This window comes from Anabaena sp. CCY 0017, from assembly GCF_963920885.1.
Taxonomy (GTDB): domain Bacteria; phylum Cyanobacteriota; class Cyanobacteriia; order Cyanobacteriales; family Nostocaceae; genus Nodularia.
Genome location: NZ_CAWUDG010000002.1, coordinates 298,062 through 315,435, shown reverse-complemented (window position 1 = coordinate 315,435; position 17,374 = coordinate 298,062). Strand labels below are relative to the sequence as shown.

The window sequence follows — 17,374 nt, the reverse complement described above, 5'->3', positions numbered from 1 at the left end:
TTATGTATTTCACCTAATGGCAAAATGCTGTATGTGGTTTGATGCTTGAGTATAAAACTATTGTGGAAATTACAAACTTACTTCTAAGCATATAAGTTAAATATGAATTATTCATTAGTTGTTGAGCAAAAAATGATTTATCACTGTTCCCGTGCTGATATCAAGGGAGGTGGTGGTATTGAAACTTATTTAGCGTCTTTGGTAAATTCTCAAATTACTGGGGTAAGCGATCGCACTATTTCTTCTCTCCAAAAAATAGACCAGCAGCAGCCCCAATTACTGCACATTCACGACCCAGAGATGCTGCTGGATTTGCGGGAAGAATGCCCAGCAATATTGACTCTGCACAATCACGGTAGTTACTGTCCTAGTGGGACAAAATATTTAGCTAATCGGGGGAAAGTGTGCGATCGCGTGATCAATCCTTTGGGATGTGCTTGGGGACATTTAGTCGATGGCTGTGGTAGCCGCCGACCCCAAAAAATTCTGAAAAATTGGTTGAATACTCAGCATCCTCTAGAAAGACTCAAAAGCCTAAAAATTCCCGTAATTGCTAATAGTGATTATGTTCGTCAAGAAATCATTCATAGTGGTCTAGCACCTGAACGAGTAGTAACACTGCGATGTGGTGTCAAAGCACCCAAAAATCCGACTGCACCGTTAAACTGGGCAACTCATAAAAATCAACGGATTTTGTTCGCTGGTCGAATTGTTCCGGATAAAGGGGTGGAATGGCTGATTAAAGCTTTAACACAAACTAACCAACGCATTTATCTAGACATCGCCGGTGATGGTTGGAGTAAGCCCAGTATGGAAAAATTAGCACGTCAGATGGGGTTAAGCGATCGCATTACTTGGCATGGTTGGTGTAATAGTGAAAAATTAGAATCACTTTATCAACATTGCTTTGCTGTAGTTTTTCCCAGTCTTTGGCCTGAACCTGCTGGTTTGGTAACTCTTGAAGCCTATAGTCATTATCGACCAATCATTGCTAGTGCAGTCGGTGGTATTCCCGAACACGTCCGAGATGGTGAAACAGGAATCTTGGTTCCACCTAATAACATCAAGCAGTTAGCTGCTGCCATCAACGAACTCGCCATAAATCACCCCAAAAGCCGATTGATGGGTGAGATCGGTCAGGCTTGGTATCAGCAAGAATTTACCATTGATATTCACGTCCAAAGGCTGGCACAAATCTATGCCAAAACTATCGCTGAATTTGAAGCTAGAACTCCTAATAATCAGGCTTTAAATTATTGCTCCATCTGAGAAAATTAATCAATTTTTGATTTGGGAGTGAAGTTTTGGAATTGATACAGCCAATCCCATCCAACATCTCAGTCCAGTATTTAATTATACAAAAACTAGATAAAATCTATTTCTATTGAAATAGTCAACTTGAAAATCCCACAAGTTAAACTGATGTCACCAGCCATGCAATATTCCCAACCTTTAGTCAGTGTAGTTATCCCCACTTATAATCGACCAGAGTATCTCCATCAGGCGATATCCAGTGCCATCAACCAAACATATCAAAATATTGAAATCATTGTTTCGGATAACTGTAGTCCAGAAAATCCCCAAGAAATTGTAGAATCTTTTGGAGATCCACGCATTCGCTTTTGGCGACAACCGCAAAATCTGGGCATGATTGCCAATCAGATGCACGCCTTCAAAATGGCACGTGGTAAATATCTTGCGAGTCTCCACGATGATGATATGTGGAATCAGGATTTTTTAGCCAAACTTGTACCACCATTAGAAGAAAACTCTAATTTAATTCTGGCTTTTTGTGACCAATATATTATTGATGCCAATAGCAAAATTAAACATACACTTACAAAAGTAAATACACGTAGTTACAAGCGACATCAACTGGCAGCAGGAGTTCATCAACCATTCTATAAAATTGGGTTAATAGATCAAAGTATAGCCACTGCTGCTGCTTGTTTAATTCGTAATGATTTAATTGATTGGGATAGCATTCCCGCAGAAGTTGGCGGTATGTGGGATTTATATTTAACCTACCTCTGCTGTATATCCGGTTATGGTGCTTACTATCATCCAGAAAAACTCACACTATATCGAGAACACGAGCAAACTGATACCCAACTTAGTGGTAGTAAAAATGCACAGGCAAAAATCCGTAAAGCCAAAAATGAAATCTTCTGTTACCAAATTTTTAGAGACGCTCCTGAACTAAAAGCATTCAAAACATACTTTCAAGAAAAATGGTTAGAATCTCATACAACTTTAGGCATTGGTTTACTGCGAAATCAACAAACAGAACTAGCACGTTCTTTCCTTTGGCAAGCCTTAAAACAGCAGAAATTTAATTTCCGCACCATAGCAGCACTCAGCCTCAGCTTCATCCCCAAAATGTTAGCTAATCCAGCCATAGGAATACCAAAATCAAACTAATGTGGTTTCTTCATCTTGCTTAACTTCCCTCACTTTAAGTTAATAGTTAACAATAGAGGTAATAAATGGAAATTTGCATTGTTACCCACACCGTACAAAAAGGCGATGGTCAAGGTAGAGTTAACTACGAAGTTGCCCAAGAAGCAATTCGTCGCGGTTATCACTTGACATTATTAGCCAGCCATGTAGCTTTAGAACTCCAAAAAAATTCCCAAGTCCACTGGGTTCCTATTTCTATTAAAAGCTGGCCAACCGAATTTATTCGCAACTTGATATTTTCCCGAAAAAGCACAACCTGGTTGCGAAAACATCGCTCAAACATGGACATAGTAAAAGTAAATGGCGCAATTACTCATGCCCCTGGAAATGTGAATGCAGTACATTTTGTGCATAATTCTTGGCTAAAATTTACCTCTAGTAAAAACCAACCAAAATCAGATAAATTCGGATATGATTTGTATCAGTGGGTTTACACAAACTTAAATGCACATTGGGAAAAACAGGCTTTTCGTAAAGCGCAAGTAGTAGTGGCAGTTTCTGATAAAGTTGCCCAAGATTTACTAGAAATAGGTGTAGCGGCAGAGTCAATCAAAGTTATTTTAAACGGTGTTGATTTACAGGAATTTTCCCCAGGCGTTAGCGATTCCTACGGAGCGCTACGCCAAAAATGGCAATTACCGGAAAGCGTACCCTTAGCAATATTTGCCGGCGATATCAGACTTTCTCGTAAGAACTTAGATACTGTCTTACAAGCCTTAGTAAAAGTACCTGAGTTACATCTAGCGGTAGCCGGAAATACTGAAGGAAGTCCATATCTTCAGCTAGCAGAATCACTGGGATTAAGTCAGCGCGTACATTTTTTGGGACAAAGGTCTGATTTGCCAGAACTGATGAAAGCTGTAGATTTTTTGGTTTTCCCCTCACGTTATGAGCCGTTTGGCTTAGTAGTGATTGAAGCAATGGCTTCTGGTTTACCAGTAATTACCGCTAGTTCCACCGGTGCAGCCGACTTAGTAACGCCAGAATCTGGAATAGTTTTGTCAGACTCAGATGATTCAGAAGCTTTGACACAGGCGTTGCAATTACTAACTAGCGATCGCTCATTGTGCCAAAACATGGGTCAAGCTGCACGTTCAATCGCAGAACAACATAGTTGGACAAATATGGCACAAACTTATTTGGATCTATTTGAGGAGTTAATTAATCATGAGAAATACAGTTCTCATCCCCACTTATCGCCGTCCTCTGGATCTATCACGTTGCCTTCTGGCACTACAAGCACAAACTAAACCCGTTGATCAATTAATTGTAGTGGTACGGGACACGGATACAGAAACTTGGGAATTTCTCGCCGAATTTAATTCCCAAAATTTACCACAGCAAACTATAAAGGTTACAGAATCGGGAGTAGTAGCCGCACTCAATGCCGGATTAGCCGCAGTGGAAGGAGATATTTTTTCTATTACTGATGATGATGCCGCACCTCATCCTGATTGGTTAGAAAAAATCAATGCTCACTTTAGCCGTGATAGTAGTATTGGTGGTGTCGGTGGTCGTGATTGGGTACACTACGGCGACAAAATCGAAGACGGTGAAGAAGCAATAGTTGGTAAATTGCAGTGGTTCGGGCGAGTCATTGGGAATCATCATTTAGGAGTCGGAGAACCTCGTGAAGTTGATGTTCTCAAAGGCGTAAATATGAGTTTTCGGACTCAAGCCGTCGGAAAATTACAATTTGACCAACGAATGCGGGGTACAGGAGCGCAAGTACATTTTGAAATGGCATTTACTCTGACTTTAAAGCGGGCAGGTTGGAAGATAATTTATGATCCAAATGTGGCAGTAGATCACTATCCCGCCCAACGTTTTGATGAAGACCAACGCCATAATTTTAATGAGATTGCTTTTATTAATTTAGTTCATAATGAAACTTTGGTTTTATTGGAACATTTGCCGCGATCGCGCCATATTATATTTTGGTTTTGGGTAGTCCTTGTGGGGACACGAGAAAGTTTAGGTTTAATACAATGGCTACGACTTTTACCCAGCCAAGGTAAAATTGCCGGACAGAAATTAATAGTGTCTTGGCGTGGACGTTGGCAAGCACGAAAAGAATTCATAGTTCGTAATTCGTAATTCGTAGTTAAGAAACTTTTGTTTTCACACGTCTGATTTAAAATATAAAATTGGTGGATTTATCGTGATTTCCAAGCAAGTACATTTCAATAGTTTTTTAGAATCACACTTTTTTCCTCAAGAGCGATCGCTACAGGGTTGGCTGGCTATTTTAGGCTTTATACTACTGAATATAGTTTGCTATTTTGCTGGTGCGACTGCTTTGTTGCGCTTTATTTATCCGGCGACAGCTTTGGCGGTAGCAGTATTTTTATATTTACGACATCCCATTCTTTATATGGGATTTACTTGGTGGATATGGTTTTTGACACCCTTAGCTACTCGCTTAGTTGACTATCGCATTGGCTGGGACCCCACCCGTCAAATGCTCATCGCTCCTTATTTAGTTGTATTTGTCACCATAGCGACTTTTTTACGGCACTCTCCTCGCGCTTCAACTCAAGGAGGATTGCCGTTTCTTTTGGCGTTTATGGGTGTATTCTATGGCTTTTTAGTGGGTCTAATTTATAACGCACCGCTTCCTGTTGGACGGGGCTTTTTAGATTGGCTGAGTCCGATTATCTTTGCTTTTCACCTATTTGTTAACTGGCGAGATTACCCCAGCTACCGCCAGAATCTTCAACGTATATTTCTCTGGGCTGTGCTGATTTTAGGTATTTATGGTGTCTATCAATTCGTGGTAGCACCTGAATGGGATAGATACTGGCTGATAGAATCAAAAATGTTTACAAGTTCGGGAGATCCGAAACCGTTTGGAATGAGGGTTTGGAGTACGTTACACTCACCAGGCCCCTTTGCTTATGTCATGCAAGCAGGTCTATTATTATCATTTACCAGTTCAGGAGCATTAATTTTTCCAGCCTCAGCCGTTGGTTATATCTCCTTTTTGTTAGCACAAGTCCGTACTAGTTGGTTGGGTTGGTTACTAGGAATCGTGATGATTTTTGGCTCAGTCAAGGCGCGGATTCAAATGCGCTTAATTGCCATTATTTTAATCATGCTCATGTGTGTTGTGCCATTGACCAACATTGAGCCTATTTCTGATGTAGTTACAGAGCGTCTGGAAAGTTTTTCTAATCTGGAAAAAGATACTAGCTTTCGAGAAAGATCAGAAAGTTATGATAGAAACTTGAGTTTAGCTCTTTCTAATATTTTCGGTAGTGGATTAGGTAATATTTGGAAAGTTAACGAAAAAACAGGTCAAATAGAAGTTGTTGTGCTGGACAGTGGGATTTTAGATATGTTTTTTACCCTGGGCTGGTTGGGTGCTATCCCTTATCTGGGTGGATTAATCTTGATCCTCCTGACCGTATTTAAATATACCGAGGCGAGTTTTGATAGTTTTGTCAGCGCTGCTCGTGCTATTAGTCTGAGCCTTTGTGTGCAGTTAGTTGGTAATAGTGCAATGCTGAGTGTAGCAGGTATGATTCTTTGGGGATTTTTAGCTATGTCTATGGCAGCACATAAGTATTATCAGCAGCAAAGAGTCAATACATTTGTTGAAGAGGTAATGAACAACCGAGAAACGCCTACAAAAATTTAACTTAGAGTATTCCAAGTAAAAAAATGCCCAATTTGTAGGGTGGGTTAGCGCAGCGTAACCCACCATTATCCTTAAACTTTATGGTGGGTTACGGACTAGCGTCCTAAACCACCCTACGATTTTTGGATAATTTATTTCTTGCAACACTCTTACAGCGATTTTCAGGTTGTAATGGAACGTTAACGTAGTTTGCCGTAGGCGTAACCCAACACTTGCATGACTTTGTTGGGTTTCACTTCGTTCTACCCAACCTACAATTTTCTTAACTGAACCGTATTGTGCTATAACACCGTAATTCTTGACTGTTAATAGGGTATAATCAAATACGTAGCAATTATTCACTTAAAAACAGTGGTTGGGCATCAAAAAATGATCCATGCGTCAAGAATACAGTTAATAGCGTTGATTTTTCTAGGGATGGTGTTGGGCGCTTGTCAAAAATCTGAAATTTCCGCCCAACCAATTCCTGCTGGTGTATCTGTCACATCTGCACCCACGGAACTCCCAACCATTCCAGCCTCTACAACCACTGCACAGCCTCAAAAGAAATCTGCACAGAAATCGGGAACAGTTATTGGTCAACCCATTGACTGTGATAATGATGGACAGGATAATGATTTTCGCATTGATTACGATGGTGATGGTATTCCCGATGATTGTATTATCAGTGAAGATAGTCTATTAAATATTGAAAACACTAATTCCCAGGGTTCCTATGAGCAAAGCATGAAGTCCTTGGAACAAATAACTCAAAATTGCGAAGAAAAGACTCAAATTAATGGTGATATAACTTACTCAGTCTGTACTGTTAATGGTCAGCCTGTGAAAGCGTCAGAATTTCTCACGGAATTAGGTGATGGTTTAAGTATCTGGTTTGAAAACGGTCAAGTCAAAGCTGTACAGCGCACTCATAACGGGGAAACTTTCTTTTTTGATAATGGGAAGTTAACAGTCAAGTTTGAGGATTACGGGGAACAAAGGCGTGAAACTGTCAGCAATCAAGAACGCAGTGAAGCAGAAGAACTGGCGCAAACTGCCTACCAAAGCATATTTCAGGTGTTTAATATCCGCTAATTTCCCCAGCCTTTAACGTGGAATTGCAAATTTATCGAAGAAATATGTCGGTGGCACATCTCAACTTGGTAGAATTCAGGGTGAGCCAGAGGAGAACAGACATGGTAGCCGCCCAAACGAATTTAAATATTCCCGCCTTAGAAGCAGAATATAGTCAAAGAACACCAAGAGAAATTATCAAATTCGCCTTGGAAACTTTTAATAATCTCTCGATTTCCTTTAGTGGTGCTGAGGATGTTGTTCTAATTGATATCGCCTCGAAGATTACTAAAGATTTCCGGGTTTTTACCCTCGATACCGGACGCTTGCACCCTGAAACATATCAGTTATTGAATCAGGTCAGAGAACGTTATGGGATTAAATTAGAAGTGCAATTCCCCGATGCTGCGGAAGTACAAGCTTTAGTAGAAGAAAAGGGTTTGTTTAGTTTCTATGAAGATGGTCACAAAGAATGTTGCGGAGTTCGTAAGGTCAGACCATTACGCCGCAAACTCAATACTCTTGATGCTTGGATTACTGGACAGCGCAAAGACCAAAGCCCTAGTACCCGCAACCATATCCCTGTAATTGAAGTTGATACTGCCTTTTCTACCCCAGACCATCAGTTAATTAAATTTAACCCCTTAGCAAACTGGTCTTCTACACAGGTGTGGGAATACATCCGCGCTTTTAATGTGCCTTATAATAAGCTGCACGAACGCGGTTTTATCAGCATTGGTTGTGAACCTTGCACTAGACCTGTGTTACCTAGTCAGCATGAACGCGAAGGCCGTTGGTGGTGGGAAGAATCCACAATGAAAGAGTGCGGTTTACACGCTGGGAATTTAGAAAAATAGTTGACATTTAGCGATTCGCTATATATTCTGGGAATACTATGGCGATCGCTACTTTTAAGAAATTTTACTAGGATAAATTTATTTATCTAGCAATAGAATGTTTGCGATTATTGGCCAAGTCTCACAGGTGATTTTTGCTTTTCAGGTTCAGGTTTAACTCCATCTAATTTGTTGAAATGAGTTAGCAATTTATCAGGAGCAAAACCACTTCATCTACGTCTTGTTAACAGATAAACCGTTGATTGCTCTACCGTAATAATTTTCGCAGATTCAACTTGTGTCAAATTGCGATTACTAATTGTTTCGCTAACTTTTTACCAAATCTAACTCAAACTGGATCAATCAATGCGTGTCCTACATATTTTAAATCATGTCCGAGAAATAGGGAACGGGATCGTCAATGTAGCTGTAGACTTAGCCTGTCTACAAGCCAAAAACGGTCATGAGGTGGCTGTTGCATCCGGTGGTGGCGAATATGAACAATTATTAGCAAGTTATGGTGTTAAACATTTGCAATTAAACCAAACTCGCAAACCCGTGAATTTAATCTTAGCAACTGCGCGTTATCGCCAGATAATCAAGCAATTTCAGCCAGATATCGTTCACACCCACATGATGACGGGAATTGTACTAGCCAAAGTTCTTAAAGCCAATTCTCACTATAATTTAGTATCTACAGTACACAACGAATTTCAACACAGTGCTATACTCATGGGTTTAGCAGATAGAGTCATTGCTGTCAGCAAAGCTGTGTCTGAATCAATGGCCAAACGAGGAATTCCACAGCATAAATTACGGGTAATATCTAATGGCACATTGGGGAGTGTCCGGAGCAGTAATATTCAAGAGTATGAACCTGTAGAATTACAACATCCAGCGATTGTGACAGTAGCAGGAATGTATCAACGCAAGGGTGTTAGTGAATTAATTGATGCTTTCGCCCAAATAGCCGCAGATTTTCCGGAAGCACATCTGTATATAGTGGGAAATGGCCCGGATAGGCAAAGTTTTGCGGAACAAGCCCAAAGTACACCTTGCAATCGTCGCATCCATTTTGAAGGTTTTCAGCCACAACCGCAACGCTACCTATTAGCAGCTGATATCTTTGTTCTCGCCTCCCACCGTGACCCATCGCCATTAGTGATTCCCGAAGCCAGAGAAGCAGGTTGTGCTATTATCGCCAGTGATGTAGATGGTATTCCCGAAGCTTTAGATCATGGTGCAGCCGGTATTTTATTCCCAGCTAAAAATAGTCAGGCTTTAGCAGATGCTTTAGCTAACTTACTGCAAAATCCTGATCTTCTTTCCCAGTGGCAAGACCAAGCACAACAAAATTTACAAAGGTTAACAGTTGGGCGGGTGAATCAAGAAACTTTAGCCGTATATGCTGAATTAATGCCCCAGGACTTATTTATTGAAACAGCAGAGACGTATAGGACACAGAGAGTTTATAAATGCGCTTCTCCTAATAAAACAATAGAACCGGTTAACTCTTCAATTACTTGAGTTGTGACTTGACTAACAGCTAAACCCCCTGTGGTGCGATAACGGACAGAACGTAAAACGGCTAAATCAAATGCTTGAGCTTCCCGAACTATGGCTTTAGCAACATCATCATCTATAATGATTTGGATATTTGTATTTACTTGTAACTGACTTTTGGCAACAATTTCTGACAATTGAATTGTAAATTGTTCTACTAAATTAGAGGGAGTTTTGCTATTTGATACGTGCAGTAGTACAACTTCAGCTTTATTCACATCAGCTAGCATTTCCGCAAACCGCCAAGCGCTGATAGTTTGAGGTCTTAAATCTCCAATTGGCACAATAATTCTCTGGATTGCCTTGGGACTACTAACTAGGCGTGTAACTGCAACTGGACAGTGAGAAGACCAAAAGACGCTATCAATTATATTACCAAACAAGCGGGCGCGTAAACCTGTGGTTCGGGACCAACCCATGACTACTAAACTAGCATTTTGTTCTCGACTGGTGCGGCTAATTGCTAAAGCTATATCATCATCAATCCGAATTAATGGTGAGACTTTAACATCAAATTCTTGACTGATTTCTTTGGCTAATTTTAGTCTTTGGTGATTTTGCTCTAGTGATATTCCTAATTGTGGGTCATCCATGTGAACATGGGCTTTAGTAATAGCTAATGGTAAAATTTGTCCAAATTCATGTTGAGCTATTAATGCTGCCATTTCAATCAAGTAGCGTTGGGTTTTAGAGTTATATATTGGGACTAAAACAGTGAATGGATGTTGAGTTTGTTCTAAGGGTTGTCCTTCATAAGTTTCCCACCAAGTTGAAAGATTTTCTGATTCAAAATCTGTCTGGGGCATTTGTAATAAAGCCGCAAATCTGGCTGTAATTAATGGTCCCATAATTGAAGTAACTAGCATGAGGACAATCACACTATTTAAGACAGCTTCACTAATTAGCCGTTCGCCAGCAGGATTTAAAGTTTGATAGGCAACTAACGATGCTGCTAATGTCGCTGCTACCTGTGGTAGTGACAATGACCACATTGTGAGCATTTCCGCCTTGTTGTAGCGGTAAATTAACTTGGCTAACAATGCTGCCATAAATTTGCTAGAAATCAAAGCTACGACAATGACTACTGTGAGCCAAATTGAACTGAGGGTTTTGATAAATGCCGGTATATTAATTAATAATCCCATATCTACAAAGAAACAAGGGATAAATAAAACGCTGCCAATAAATTCAATTTTTTCTTTGACTGGGCTGCGTCCTACAACGTCATTGACTGCTAAACCTGCTAAAAATGCCCCAACAATTTTTTCAACTCCCACTATCTGCGCGCCCACAGATGCTAGAAATAAAGCTAATAAAATAAATAAGAATTGGTTACTTTGTTCATCCCCAGAACGACGGAAAAATTCTTTACCTGCCCAGTCAAACCCAAAAAGGACAATGGCAGAGTAAATTGCTAATCCACCTAATAAAGTTACTAAACTAATTGCCGAAAATTCTCCCCCATGAATTCCGACGCAAATTGCTAAGACTAATAAAGCAGCTGTGTCAGTAAAAATTGTTGCTCCCACGGTGACTGTCACAGCTTCATTCATCACAACTCCCAGACGACTAACAATGGGATATGCTAAAAGAGTATGGGAGGCTAGTAAAGAACCAATTAAAACAGCAGCATTCCAACCAAAACCGAATAATCGCCCCACAGATATCCCAGCAATTAAGGGGACTATAAATGTTAAAAATCCAAAGACAATTGAGCGATTTTTAGTTTTACGAAACTGTCCTAAGTCAATTTCTAACCCAGCAACAAACATTAAATAAACTTTGCCGATATCTGAAAGCAGTTTGACAGTTTCAGAGTTAGTGTCTAAGAACTTTAACCCATTTTGCCCTAATACCACACCGGCTACCAGCAAACCTACTAAACCAGGTAGTCGCAGTCGCTCAAATATAGGGGGGACAGTAAAAATTACTGTCAGGAGAATGGTAAACTGAATAATGGGACTGTCAAGTAAGTTAGATGCCATTGGTAATTAATAAAGCTAAATGAGCCAATAAACTAATTTATGATATATAAAAATGTTTAGTAATTCCCAAAAATAAACTATTTATAGTATAACTACTGCCACTATATTTTAATAAAAAATGCTAAAAAAGCCAAAAATAAAGGTTGGATTACTTTAATTAGGAATAAATCAGCCAATTCAAACAAAAATCACTAGTAATTTCTGGCTTTTTTACTAAACAGGAGTTTATTTGAGATGAACGAGTTTAAAAATCAGATTTTATCTCTGAAAGTGATAAATACCAAGCACACTCAGGTATTATCTATAATTCATTAGGATGCCGTAAGTGAGAGAAAAAAGTTCTGAAAAAAATCGGTCAGATTCTTCTGGCAGGTTGCTATTAATGATAATTTTAAGAATTGGGAACACTTAAAAAGTTAAGTTTATGAACGTAGCTGACGATAAAACGATTGTTCGTGAGTATTTTAATTCCACAGGCTTTGACAGATGGCGGCGAATTTACGGCGATGGCGAGGTGAACAAAGTCCAGTTAGATATCCGCACAGGACACCAGCAAACCGTAGATACAGTTATTGGCTGGCTGAAAGATGATGGTAATTTACCAGAATTATCAATCTGCGATGCTGGTTGTGGTGTAGGTAGTCTGAGTATCCCCTTGGCAGCAGATGGCGCTAAAATATATGCTAGCGATATTTCTGAAAAAATGGTGACAGAAGCCAAGGATAGAGCTTTAGCAACCTTAGAAAATTCTGAAAATACTACTTTCGCCGTTCAGGATTTAGAATCCTTGAGTGGTAGTTATCACACGGTGATTTGCTTGGATGTTCTGATTCATTACCCCCAAGAAAAAGCCGATGAGATGGTGTCTCATCTTTGTTCTTTGGCAGAGTCAAGGGTAATTATGAGTTTTGCCCCCAAAACCTGTGCTTTGAGTATACTCAAGAAAATTGGCAGTTTCTTTCCTGGGCCTAGTAAAGCCACTCGCGCCTATTTGCATCGTGAGGCTGATGTGGTAAAAATCCTGGAAAGTAATGGCTTTACGGTACAACGTCAAGCGATGACTAAGACTCGTTTTTATTACTCGCGTCTACTGGAAGCTACGCGCAAATAAAATATAGAACCTCACCCCCAACCCCTCTCCTTAGTAAGGAGAGGGGAGTTAGTCCTAACGCACTGAAAATTTAGGATGGTGCGTTGCGCTACGCGACAACACTGAAAGCTACGCGCAAATAAAGTTAAGATTGCGACAGGGTATTAAATTCCTCGTCGCAATTATGAAAACCGTTAAAAAAGTCTGTGCTGGGTTCATGCTGACTGTGGGAGTTTTATTTTTGATGGTTAGTGTTGGCACGTTATTTGAATTAAACGCTGAAAACATCACTTTAGAACAAAAACAAGAAGCACAAGATGCGTTTTTGGGGGGAATAGTCTTAGGTGTACCGTTAACAGCAGGCGGAGGATATATGTTTTGGGGTTTGCGCCGAAGACATCAAAAAGAGTTAAGCGATCGCCTGGACTATGTTTTTTATCAAATCCTGCAAGCAAATCATGGTAAAATTACTGTTTTACAGTTGGCTATAGAAGCAAAGCTATCTGGAAAACAAGCCAAAGAATATCTAAATCAAAAATCCCAAGAATTCAACGCCTCTTTTGAACCCAATGAACAAGGTGATATTAGTTACTTATTTCATATTTAACTGTTTTTAATGGAAGCTTTGGATAAGTCAGGTTAGAATCGCAAGCAAAGTTTAAAATCTGATGTGAAATTATGAAGACTGCGGAAAAATTGGCTGCGGGTTGGCTATTCACACTGGGATTCATGTTTTTGACATTATCAGTTTCAGCGACAGTTGAGAAAAAATCCATAGTCAAGCCGATTTCTACAGGATACCATGAGGCGGTAGCCGAAGAATTTATCAATGAACCTGTGGTTTATCTACTTGATAATACAGCCAGAAATGGGATAATATTTGGTATCCCGACAATGATGTTAGGTGGTTGGTTAAGCTTAGGGTTGTATCGTCAAAGTAAGAACGAGAAAAAAGTACAACAGAAACAACTAAGCGATCGCCTCCAATCGAATTTTTATCAAATGCTACAAGAAAATAACGGGCGCGTCACTGTTTTAGGTTTGGCGATGAATTGTCAACTACCAGCAGCAGACGCACAAGAATATTTAGATATGAAAGCTAAAGAATTCAATGCTGATTTTCAGGTGAGCGAAAAAGGCGGAGTATCATATCATTTTGACATCTAGAAGAAATCCTAATTAGGAATGGCACAAATATTTGTCAGCATAGCTGCCGTTTTAGGCGGTTTATCTGTAGCCGCAGGAGCTTTTGCTGCCCATGCGTTGAAAGAAAAGATTAGTGAGCGATCGCTTGAAATTTTCGATACTGGCGCACGTTACCAAATGTACCACGCTTTGGCGCTTTTGTTAGTAGCTTTATTAATTAGTCGCACAACATCGCCTCAACCGATGTTAATAGCTACTGGGTGGTTATTCATTGTTGGTATTGCGATTTTTTCAGGTAGCTTGTACGCATTGAGTTTAACTGGTGTGAAATATTTCGGTGCAATTACGCCTTTGGGTGGTGTAGCCTTTCTCATTGGTTGGGGGACTTTGGCTTTTGCGGCTTGGGGTTTGAAATTTTGAGGAAACGAACCGCAAAGGACACAAAGAACACAAAGGAAAGAGGGTTTCAGAGAGTTTTTGCGAGTAGAATTTAGCATTTCTCTTCCTTTTCTTTCTTCACTTCGTGTTCTTCGCGTCTTCGTGGTTCGTTAAAAAAAAGATTTATTTCTACCGCGAACGTACAGTTGAAATATTTTATCTTTACTCCGCGCCTTCAATGGGTGCAAAACCTTGACGCTGAATATTTTCCGTAACCGTGCGCGGTTCTAAGAATTGCAGAAGATAATCAGGGCCTCCAGCCTTAGAACCCACACCAGACAGTTTAAAACCGCCAAAAGGTTGTCTAGCCACAATCGCACCTGTAATATTGCGGTTAATATAGACATTCCCGACTTCAAAATCCGTCTGTGCTTGCTGAATGTGGGAAGGTGTTCGAGAATAAAGCCCCCCAGTTAAAGCATAATTAGTCCCATTAGCTACGGCTAAAGCTTCAGCAAAATCCTTCACTCTCGTTACAGCTAACACTGGGCCAAATATTTCTTGCTGGGCAATAGTCGCATCGGCTGGAACTTCACTAAAAATCACAGGGCCGATATAATACCCCTGTGCAGGTGCTGTTAACTCCAGCGCCACTTGTGCTTCTGTCCTACCCTTCTCAATATATTCTAGGATGCGATCGCGTGCCTTAGCATCAATGACTGGCCCAACTTGGGTACTAGGTAACTCAGCCGCACCAATATTTAAAGATTTCGTCGCCTCAACTAACCGCCGCACAAAAGCATCATATACCGGTGACAGCACAATTACTCGTGAACAGGCAGAACATTTTTGTCCACTATAACCAAAAGCTGATTGTACCACCCCCACCACAGCTTGGTCTAAATCAGCACTTTCATCCACAATAATCGCATTCTTACCGCCCATTTCCGCAATTACCCGCTTCAGATGCTTTTGTCCAGGTTTCAGCGTTGCGGCTTCGGAGTAAATCCGACAACCCACTTCCTGAGAACCAGTAAAGGCAATGATGTGAGTATCTGCATGATTTACCAAGTAAGCCCCAACTTGGGAACCCTTACCGGGGACGTATTGAAATACACCTTTAGGGATGCCAGCCTCAATCAATATTTCTGTAAATTTTGCAGTAATTACAGAGGATGTTTCCGCAGGTTTAAGCAAAGTACAATTACCCGCAACCAAAGCTGCAACTGTCATTCCACAGGCGATCGCTAACGGAAAATTCCAAGGAGAAATCACAACAGCAATTCCCCTGGCTTGGTAAATATAACGATTAGTTTCCCCAGCTACGTCATAGATTACACCTGCATCCAGACGTTCCATCTCCTCAGCATAATACAGGCAAAAATCTATCGCCTCAGAAACCTCAGCATCTGCTTCCTTAACAGGTTTCCCCACCTCCAAAACAATCCAAGCCGCAAGTTCAGCCCGACGTGCTGACATCAAATCAGCCGCCTTCCTGAGAACCCCAGCCCGTTGCTGTACAGGCGTTTTCTTCCAACCAGGAAAAGCCGCCTTAGCCGCCCGCATCGCCTCCTCAGCCTGTTCCACACTCATCAAACCAACCTTACCCACCACCTCACTAAAATTAGAAGGATTCAGCGAATCAACAAACTCCGTAGTATTCACATACTCCCCATTCACCAAAGGTAAATAAGTCCTACCCAATTGTTGACGAACCAATTCAAAAGCTTTAGCAGACTTCATAGTGGCTTCCTCCTCCGCATAATCCGTATCCGCCACACCGAGGAACCCCCCCTCATTCCCCCCCGCAAGCGAGGGGGAGGCTGGAATTGGTGGCGCGAGTAATTCCTCAATTGGTCGATTTTCTAGATTTTGCCGTAAAAACGAACTATTAGCGGTATTTTCCAACAAACGCCGAATCAGATAAGCCATCCCCGGTAATAACTCACCATAAGGACAATAAACTCTAACTCGATAACCTTTGTCTACCAAAGCTTTCGCCAACTTATCCCCCATCCCATACAACACTTGCATTTCAAAGTGACGACGAGGGACATTTAAACTTTCGGCTATGGCAATTGCACGAGCTTGCGATCGCACATTATGACTACCAATAGCAGCATACACATATTGGTGATTTTCTAACAATAGCTGAGTAATGGTTTCAAAATTGGCATCTGTAGCCGCTTTATCGTTATAAACTGGCTGTTTCCAGTGCTTTTGTTCCGCTTTAATGGTTTCCTGATCCCAATATGCACCCTTCACCAAACGAATTGTGAGGGGATAACCGCGCTGTTGTAACCAAGAAATCAGGTTTTTAACATCCTCTTCACTATCACGCAGATATGCTTGGATTGTCACACCAATATCTGTACGTTGGCGAAACTCATCTTCTAACAGTAGCTTTTGCAGAATATTTAGAGTTATATCTTTGTAGGCGTACTGTTCCATATCAAAATGCACAGCTGCGCCTAATTCTTTCGCCCGACGTAATAAAATACGAATGCGATCGCTAACTTTCTCCTCACTACCCTCAGCATCTAAAGGGTCAAATTGAGAATAAAAGGCTGTTAGCTTGACAGAAACTTGAACTTGTGGTATAGATTCACCATCTGCTTGATCAATTGCTGGAATTACAGACCAATTTTTTGATGCTTCCACCAATTGCTGCATCAATTCAAGATAGCGTTCTAGATAAGACTGGGCTTCCGTTTCCGTAATTACCGCTTCACCAAGTAAATCAATGGTGAACGCCATTTTATCTTTACGCAGTCGTTCAACTGTTTTAATGACTTGTTTAATATTTTCCCCAGAAATATATTTATGCGCCAAAGTTTCCACGGCTGTAGAAACAGTTGTGGCCGCAACTTGTCCCGGCATAGAATCAGGGTTAGCAAAATTCAGCATCCCCTTTAAAGCCGAGGGTAACTCTACAGACTCTTCTCCTAAATATTCTTGTAAATGTGCGGCAATTTCTGGTTTATTTTGTAAGGCGGGTAATGTATCAATAAACCGAAATAGTTGCACCCGTAAACCAGGATTACTCATCGCCCAAGCTAGTAATTTATCATCCCAGCGCATTTGATCGCGTAGGGAACCTAAAAACGAGCGATTTTCTTGGGTAGCGCCCAGAAGCTGTTTCGCAATTTCTTGAGTTTTCGCTTCGTAGGTGCTGGTTTTTACTTGTAATACCACTGGTAACTCCTTATTTTGGGATTGGGAA

At 40.7% G+C, this 17,374-nt stretch carries 15 protein-coding genes; 12 read left to right on the top strand and 3 right to left on the bottom strand.

The window, feature by feature from the left end:
- Positions 1 to 102 precede the first annotated feature (102 nt).
- From ACM0OW_RS03620 to ACM0OW_RS03600, 5 genes are all read left to right on the top strand, one after another.
- Complete coding sequence (locus ACM0OW_RS03620; protein WP_414548666.1) at positions 103 to 1,269, top strand: glycosyltransferase family 4 protein; 1,167 nt, start codon at positions 103 to 105, stop codon at positions 1,267 to 1,269.
- A gap of 153 nt (positions 1,270 to 1,422) precedes the next feature.
- Complete coding sequence (locus ACM0OW_RS03615) at positions 1,423 to 2,421, top strand: glycosyltransferase family 2 protein (protein WP_414548665.1); 999 nt, start codon at positions 1,423 to 1,425, stop codon at positions 2,419 to 2,421.
- Positions 2,422 to 2,486: 65 nt separating this feature from the next.
- The gene (locus ACM0OW_RS03610) at positions 2,487 to 3,710 is read left to right on the top strand and encodes a glycosyltransferase family 4 protein (protein ID WP_414548664.1); all 1,224 of its coding nucleotides are present in this window, start codon (positions 2,487 to 2,489) and stop codon (positions 3,708 to 3,710) included.
- Complete coding sequence (locus ACM0OW_RS03605; protein ID WP_414548663.1) at positions 3,628 to 4,557, top strand: glycosyltransferase family 2 protein; 930 nt, start codon at positions 3,628 to 3,630, stop codon at positions 4,555 to 4,557. The genes ACM0OW_RS03610 and ACM0OW_RS03605 overlap by 83 nt, the downstream gene beginning before the upstream one ends.
- Before the next feature lie 64 nt (positions 4,558 to 4,621).
- A complete protein-coding gene (locus tag ACM0OW_RS03600) occupies positions 4,622 to 6,100 on the top strand; it encodes an O-antigen ligase family protein (RefSeq protein ID WP_414548662.1) in 1,479 nt (492 codons plus the stop codon).
- A 78-nt stretch (positions 6,101 to 6,178) separates the two neighbouring features.
- Here the strand turns inward: ACM0OW_RS03600 and ACM0OW_RS03595 are convergent, their stop codons facing one another.
- A complete protein-coding gene (locus ACM0OW_RS03595) occupies positions 6,179 to 6,442 on the bottom strand; it encodes a hypothetical protein (RefSeq protein WP_414548661.1) in 264 nt (87 codons plus the stop codon).
- A gap of 9 nt (positions 6,443 to 6,451) precedes the next feature.
- Here ACM0OW_RS03595 and ACM0OW_RS03590 point away from each other — a divergent pair, with 9 nt between their 5' ends.
- From ACM0OW_RS03590 to ACM0OW_RS03580, 3 genes are all read left to right on the top strand, one after another.
- Positions 6,452 to 7,174: a hypothetical protein gene (locus tag ACM0OW_RS03590; RefSeq protein ID WP_414548660.1), complete on the top strand. Its 723-nt coding sequence runs from the start codon at positions 6,452 to 6,454 to the stop codon at positions 7,172 to 7,174.
- A 101-nt stretch (positions 7,175 to 7,275) separates the two neighbouring features.
- A complete protein-coding gene (locus ACM0OW_RS03585) occupies positions 7,276 to 8,010 on the top strand; it encodes a phosphoadenylyl-sulfate reductase (protein WP_414548659.1) in 735 nt (244 codons plus the stop codon).
- 345 nt (positions 8,011 to 8,355) lie between these two features.
- Positions 8,356 to 9,516: a glycosyltransferase family 4 protein gene (locus ACM0OW_RS03580; protein ID WP_414548658.1), complete on the top strand. Its 1,161-nt coding sequence runs from the start codon at positions 8,356 to 8,358 to the stop codon at positions 9,514 to 9,516.
- On the opposite strand, the gene ACM0OW_RS03575 is transcribed toward ACM0OW_RS03580, so the two are convergent.
- Positions 9,459 to 11,537: a cation:proton antiporter gene (locus ACM0OW_RS03575; protein WP_414548657.1), complete on the bottom strand. Its 2,079-nt coding sequence runs from the start codon at positions 11,535 to 11,537 to the stop codon at positions 9,459 to 9,461. The genes ACM0OW_RS03580 and ACM0OW_RS03575 overlap by 58 nt on opposite strands.
- Before the next feature lie 424 nt (positions 11,538 to 11,961).
- Between ACM0OW_RS03575 and bchM the strand changes: the two genes are divergently transcribed.
- The 4 genes from bchM to ACM0OW_RS03555 all read left to right on the top strand — a co-directional run bounded on the left by bchM (position 11,962) and on the right by ACM0OW_RS03555 (position 14,193).
- Positions 11,962 to 12,648, top strand: coding sequence for a magnesium protoporphyrin IX methyltransferase (gene bchM / locus ACM0OW_RS03570; protein WP_414548656.1), 687 nt, complete (start codon positions 11,962 to 11,964; stop codon positions 12,646 to 12,648).
- A gap of 163 nt (positions 12,649 to 12,811) precedes the next feature.
- Complete coding sequence (locus tag ACM0OW_RS03565; RefSeq protein ID WP_414548655.1) at positions 12,812 to 13,234, top strand: hypothetical protein; 423 nt, start codon at positions 12,812 to 12,814, stop codon at positions 13,232 to 13,234.
- 71 nt (positions 13,235 to 13,305) lie between these two features.
- Positions 13,306 to 13,794, top strand: a complete 489-nt coding sequence (locus tag ACM0OW_RS03560) for a hypothetical protein (protein ID WP_414548654.1) — start codon at positions 13,306 to 13,308, stop codon at positions 13,792 to 13,794.
- Positions 13,795 to 13,812: 18 nt separating this feature from the next.
- Positions 13,813 to 14,193 (top strand): DUF423 domain-containing protein, encoded by a 381-nt coding sequence (locus ACM0OW_RS03555; RefSeq protein WP_414548653.1) that lies wholly within the window; start codon positions 13,813 to 13,815, stop codon positions 14,191 to 14,193.
- A 180-nt stretch (positions 14,194 to 14,373) separates the two neighbouring features.
- Here the strand turns inward: ACM0OW_RS03555 and pruA are convergent, their stop codons facing one another.
- On the bottom strand, positions 14,374 to 17,346 hold the full coding sequence (pruA, locus tag ACM0OW_RS03550; protein ID WP_414548652.1) for an L-glutamate gamma-semialdehyde dehydrogenase: 2,973 nt from the start codon (positions 17,344 to 17,346) through the stop codon (positions 14,374 to 14,376).
- Positions 17,347 to 17,374: the final 28 nt, after the last annotated feature.

Coding starts and splice junctions, on each gene's coding strand:
- ACM0OW_RS03615 (WP_414548665.1), top strand. CDS start 1,423: ATGTCACCAGCCATGCAATATTCCCAACCTTTAGTCAGTGTAGTTATC.
- ACM0OW_RS03620 (WP_414548666.1), top strand. CDS start 103: ATGAATTATTCATTAGTTGTTGAGCAAAAAATGATTTATCACTGTTCC.
- ACM0OW_RS03580 (WP_414548658.1), top strand. CDS start 8,356: ATGCGTGTCCTACATATTTTAAATCATGTCCGAGAAATAGGGAACGGG.
- ACM0OW_RS03610 (WP_414548664.1), top strand. CDS start 2,487: ATGGAAATTTGCATTGTTACCCACACCGTACAAAAAGGCGATGGTCAA.
- bchM (WP_414548656.1), top strand. CDS start 11,962: ATGAACGTAGCTGACGATAAAACGATTGTTCGTGAGTATTTTAATTCC.
- ACM0OW_RS03560 (WP_414548654.1), top strand. CDS start 13,306: ATGAAGACTGCGGAAAAATTGGCTGCGGGTTGGCTATTCACACTGGGA.
- ACM0OW_RS03565 (WP_414548655.1), top strand. CDS start 12,812: ATGAAAACCGTTAAAAAAGTCTGTGCTGGGTTCATGCTGACTGTGGGA.
- ACM0OW_RS03585 (WP_414548659.1), top strand. CDS start 7,276: ATGGTAGCCGCCCAAACGAATTTAAATATTCCCGCCTTAGAAGCAGAA.
- ACM0OW_RS03575 (WP_414548657.1), bottom strand. CDS start 11,537: ATGGCATCTAACTTACTTGACAGTCCCATTATTCAGTTTACCATTCTC.
- ACM0OW_RS03555 (WP_414548653.1), top strand. CDS start 13,813: ATGGCACAAATATTTGTCAGCATAGCTGCCGTTTTAGGCGGTTTATCT.
- ACM0OW_RS03605 (WP_414548663.1), top strand. CDS start 3,628: ATGAGAAATACAGTTCTCATCCCCACTTATCGCCGTCCTCTGGATCTA.